This window comes from Micromonospora globispora, assembly GCF_003857015.1.
In the GTDB taxonomy this organism is placed as follows: Bacteria; Actinomycetota; Actinomycetes; order Mycobacteriales; family Micromonosporaceae; genus Micromonospora; species Micromonospora globispora.
On the sequence record NZ_QGGF01000343.1, the window covers coordinates 1 to 4,686 of the forward strand.

At 72.9% G+C, this 4,686-nt stretch carries 6 protein-coding genes and 1 pseudogene; 3 read left to right on the forward strand and 4 right to left on the reverse strand.

Going from position 1 to position 4,686, the window contains the following annotated elements:
* The 3 genes from nirB to DKL51_RS16790 form a co-directional block, all read left to right on the forward strand.
* The coding region (gene nirB, locus DKL51_RS16780; protein ID WP_185734824.1) for a nitrite reductase large subunit NirB at positions 1 to 1,325 on the forward strand (1,325 nt) is incomplete at its 5' end.
* Entirely contained in the window at positions 1,322 to 1,669 is a 348-nt protein-coding gene (gene nirD, locus DKL51_RS16785; RefSeq protein ID WP_109946942.1) for a nitrite reductase small subunit NirD, read from the forward strand. The genes nirB and nirD, both read left to right, overlap by 4 nt.
* Positions 1,669 to 2,757 carry a uroporphyrinogen-III synthase gene (locus DKL51_RS16790; protein ID WP_109946943.1) on the forward strand — a complete coding sequence of 363 codons (1,089 nt, stop codon included), beginning with the start codon at positions 1,669 to 1,671 and terminating at the stop codon, positions 2,755 to 2,757. The genes nirD and DKL51_RS16790 overlap by 1 nt, the downstream gene beginning before the upstream one ends.
* Positions 2,758 to 2,826: 69 nt before the next feature.
* Here DKL51_RS16790 and DKL51_RS16795 read toward each other — a convergent pair whose 3' ends face one another.
* From DKL51_RS16795 to DKL51_RS36445, 4 genes and pseudogenes are all read right to left on the reverse strand, one after another.
* Complete coding sequence (locus DKL51_RS16795; protein ID WP_109946944.1) at positions 2,827 to 3,450, reverse strand: GTP-binding protein; 624 nt, start codon at positions 3,448 to 3,450, stop codon at positions 2,827 to 2,829.
* Positions 3,431 to 3,793, reverse strand: a complete 363-nt coding sequence (locus tag DKL51_RS16800) for a DUF742 domain-containing protein (RefSeq protein ID WP_109946945.1) — start codon at positions 3,791 to 3,793, stop codon at positions 3,431 to 3,433. The genes DKL51_RS16795 and DKL51_RS16800 overlap by 20 nt, the downstream gene beginning before the upstream one ends.
* A gap of 68 nt (positions 3,794 to 3,861) precedes the next feature.
* A complete protein-coding gene (locus tag DKL51_RS16805; RefSeq protein ID WP_109946946.1) occupies positions 3,862 to 4,269 on the reverse strand; it encodes a roadblock/LC7 domain-containing protein in 408 nt (135 codons plus the stop codon).
* Positions 4,266 to 4,686 (reverse strand): annotated as a pseudogene (locus DKL51_RS36445) (ATPase); the annotation flags it as partial. The gene DKL51_RS16805 and the pseudogene DKL51_RS36445, both read right to left, overlap by 4 nt.

Below are 4,686 nucleotides of genomic sequence, written 5' to 3' on the forward strand. Positions count from 1 at the left end.
ACGCCGGGGCCGGTGCGCTCCCCGGCGTCGCACAGGTCTGCTCCTGCAACGCGGTCACCCGCGACCACATCGACACGGCGATCGCGGCGGGCGCGCAGGACGTGCCGGCGCTGAAGGCGTGCACCCGGGCCGGCACCAGCTGCGGCTCCTGCGTGCCGATGCTGAAGCAGCTGCTCGACGCGGCCGGGGTGAAGCAGTCCACCGCGCTCTGCGAGCACTTCGACATGAGCCGGCAGGAGCTCTTCGACGTCGTCCGGGTCCGCGGCATCCGCACCTTCTCCCAGCTGATCGCCGAGCACGGGCAGGGACGCGGCTGCGACATCTGCAAGCCGGTGGTCGCCTCGATCCTCGCCTCGCTCGGCACCGGGCACGTGCTCGACGGCGAGCAGGCGTCCCTTCAGGACACCAACGACCACTTCCTGGCCAACCTGCAACGCGACGGCAGCTACTCGGTGGTGCCCCGGATCCCCGGCGGTGAGATCACCCCGGAGAAGCTGATCGTGATCGGCGAGGTGGCCCGGGACTTCCAGCTCTACACGAAGATCACCGGCGGGCAGCGGATCGACCTGTTCGGCGCCCGCGTCGAGCAGTTGCCGCAGATCTGGCGCCGACTCGTCGACGCCGGCTTCGAGTCCGGCCACGCGTACGGCAAGGCGCTGCGGACGGTGAAGTCCTGCGTCGGTGAGACCTGGTGCCGGTACGGGGTGCAGGACTCGGTCGGCCTGGCCATCGCCCTGGAGCTGCGCTACCGGGGCCTGCGCGCCCCACACAAGATCAAGTCGGCGGTCTCCGGCTGCGCCCGGGAGTGCGCCGAAGCCCGCAGCAAGGACTTCGGCATCATCGCCACCGAGACCGGCTGGAACCTCTACGTCGGCGGCAACGGCGGCTTCCGGCCCCGGCACGCCGACCTCTTCGCCACTGATCTATCCACAGAAGCGCTGATTCCGCTAATCGACAGATTCTTGATTTATTACATCCGCACCGCGGACCGCCTGCAGCGCACCGCCGCCTGGATCGAGGCGATGGAGGGCGGCCTCGACCACCTTCGCGCCGTGATCGTGGACGACGCGCTGGGGCTCTGCGCCGAACTCGACGCGGCGATGGCCCGGCACGTCGCGTCCTACTCCGACGAGTGGCGGGACGTCCTCGACGACCCGGACCGGCTGCGCCGGTTCACCTCGTTCGTCAACGCCCCGGACGTACCCGACCCGTCGATCACCTTCACGGTGGAACGCGGCCAGCCCGTGCCGGCGCGGGGCACGCCGCCCGAAACCGGCGCCAACCGTCAACCCGTCGCGCTCGGCCTTCCGGAGGTACGTCGATGATCACCATGACCACCATCCACTGGACGCCGGTCTGCCGCCTCGACCGGCTGGAGCCCGACCGGGGCGTCGCCGCCCTGGTCGACGGCGTGCAGGTGGCCCTCTTCCGCACCGGCGGCGAGCTGTACGCGGTCGACAACCTCGACCCGGTCGGCGGCGCGTACGTGATGTCCCGGGGCATCGTGGGCAGCCGGGGCGGGGTACCGACCCTCGCCTCCCCGCTGCACAAGCAGGTCTACGACCTGCGGACCGGGCGCTGCCTGGACCTGCCCGACGTGACCCTGCGGCGGCACGACGCACGCTACCGGGACGGACTGGTCGAGGTGCGGCTGCGACAGGGGGTGTGATGCGGGACGAACTGGCCGGCTTCACCATCGGGGTGACCGCCGACCGGCGGCGCGACGAGTTGGCCGCGCTGCTGCAGCGGCGGGGTGCCCGGGTGGTGCTCGCCCCGGCCCTGCGGATCGTGCCGCTGGCCGACGACACCGACCTGCGTGAGGCGACCCGGGCCTGCCTCGACCGGCCGCCGGACATCCTGATGGCGAACACCGGGATCGGGATGCGCGGCTGGCTGGAGGCGGCCGAGGGCTGGGGGCTGGCCGAACCGCTGCGCTCGGTGCTCGCCGAGGCGTACGTGGTGGCCCGCGGTCCCAAGGCGCGCGGCGCGATCCGGGCCGCCGGCCTGCACGACGAGTGGTCCCCGGATTCGGAGAGCTGCGAAGAGGTGGTCGACCACCTGCGCCGGCGCGGGGTGGCCGGGCAGGTGATCGCCATGCAGCTGCACGGCGAGCGACAGCCCGAGTGCACGGCAGCGCTGGAGGAGGCCGGGGCCACGGTGATCGAGGTGCCCGTCTACCGCTGGGCGCCGCCCACCGATCCGGCGCCGCTGCACCGGCTGATCGACCTGGTCGCCGGCCGGCTGGTGGACGCCGTCACGTTCACCTCCGCCCCGGCCGCGGAGGCGCTGCTGCGGGCGGCCGGTGACCGTACCGAGACGGTGCTGGAGGCACTACGGGGCGACGTGCTGGCCAGTTGCGTCGGCGCGGTCACCGCGGAGCCGCTGGTCCGCCGGGGGGTGCCGGTCAGCGCGCCCACCCGGGCCCGGCTCGGGGCACTGGTCCGCACGATCGTCGACGAGCTGCCCCGCCGGACGGTGACCATCAAGGCCGCCGGTCACCTGCTGACCCTGCGCGGCCACGCCGCCGTGGTCGACGGGGAGCTGCGGCCGCTCGCCCCGGCACCGATGGCGGTGCTGCGGGCGCTGGCCGCGTCCCCGGGGAAGGTGCTGTCCCGTACCGCCCTGCTGCGCACCCTGCCCCGCGGCGCGGACGAGCACGCGGTGGAGATGGCGGTGGCCCGGCTGCGGGTGGGGCTGAACGCTCCCCGGGTGGTGCAGACCGTGGTCAAGCGGGGCTACCGGCTGCGGGTCGACTGACCCGGATCGCCGGCCACCGCCGGCTCGCCGCCCGGCGTCATCGGGCCGCCTGCGGCGACGGCCCGACGGTCAGCCGACCGGGGTCGGGTAGCCCCGGCCGTGCTCCGCCTGGAGGCGGGCCATGGCGTGCTCGACGACGGTCACCAGCACCTGCTTCACCGACTCCCGGTGCCGGGCGTCGCACGACACCAGCGGTACGTCCGGCGAGATCGCCAGCGCCTCGCGGACCTCCTCGAGCTCGTACTGGGGCGCGCCGTCGAACCGGTTCAGCGCCACCACGTACGGCAGGTTGCGGTTCTCGAAGTAGTCCAGCGGCGCGAAGGCGTCGGTGATCCGGCGGGTGTCGACCAGGACGGCCGCGCCCACCGCACCCCGGATGATCTCGTCCCACATGAACCAGAAACGGGTCTGACCCGGCGTACCGAAGAGGTAGAGGATCAGGTCCTGGGCCATGGTGATCCGGCCGAAGTCCATGGCGACCGTGGTGGTCTCCTTGCCGGGCACCTTCGACGGGTCGTCGATGCCGACCCCCGCCGCGGTCATCAGCGCCTCGGTGGTCAGCGGAGTGATCTCGGAGATCGCGCCGACCAGGGTCGTCTTGCCGACCCCGAAGCCGCCCCCGACCACGATCTTCGCGGAGATGATCTCCCGGCTGCGGTGCGCCCCGGCGGGGTCATAGTTCGCGAAGTCCACTTAGCACCCTTCCAAGCAGGTTCATCCGCTCCTCGAACCCCTCTGCGGGAGCGGCGGTGTGTAGCGTCAGCAGGCCCTCGGCCACCAGGTCGGCGACCAGCACCCGGGTCACGCCCAACGGCATCCGGGTGTACGCGGCGATCTCCGCCAGCGACTGCGCCCGGCCCTCACAGACCGTGGCGATGCGGTACTTGTCGTGCCCGGCGAACCGCGACTCGGCCACCTGGGTGGGAGTGGACGACAGCACCGCTTCCAGGGCGATGTCCTGCAGGGGTTCGGTACGGCCCCGGGTGACCGCGTACGGCCGCACCAGCGCCCCCCGCGGGTCCCGCCGTTGGTCCATCTCGCGATCACCTCCCTCCGTACGGAGCCGGACCGGCTCCGGATCACCTTGTCCTGCGGAAATCCCGGTCAGGACCGGACCGCGTCCCTCGGCAGCGGCACCAGGGCCTGGCCGACCCGCTCCACCAGCAGCGCCATCTCGTAGCCCACCTGGCCGACGTCGCAGCTGCGGGCGGCCAGCACCGCCATCGAGGAGCCGTCGCTGATCGACATCAGGAACAGGTAACCGCTGTCCATCTCGATCACCGTCTGGAGCACCCCGCCGGCACTGAACATCCGTGCGGCGCCCTCGGTCAGGCTCACCACGCCGGACGTGATCGCGGCGAGCTGGTCGGCCCGGTCCGTGGGCAGGTCCCGGGAGGAAGCGAGCAGCAGCCCGTCCGCGGACACCGCCACCACGTGGGCGATGCCCGCCACGCTGTCGGCGAAGTTGGTGAGCAGCCAACCCATGTCCTGCATGGCCGCTGGCCTGTTCATCGGTTCGTCTCCTTGGTCGAGGTGCTGTTCAGGTCCGCGCCGGCCGACCGACCGCGTTGCACACCGCGGTGGTAGGCCGACAGCAGACCGCGTACTTCGTCCGGCGTGCGCTGGCTGCGGTCCCGGCCGCCCTTCGGCTCGACGCCGCCGGGGACGAGCTGGGCCTGCGGCACCCGCTTCGGCAGGCCGGAGCGGGTGGTGCCGGCGGTGGTCGGCTGGGCGGCCTGGGTCGCCCGCGACCAGCCCTCGTCGGCCGCCGTCTTCCAGGCGTCCGCGGCCGGCGTCGAGGACGACGGTGGCGTCGAGGGCGGGGGCGTGGACGCCGGCGGCGCGGACGCCACCGACGGCGGAGTGTACGAGGGCGGTGCCGGCTGCGCGGGGACGCCGCCGGCCTGGGCGCCCGGGGTACGGGTCGGC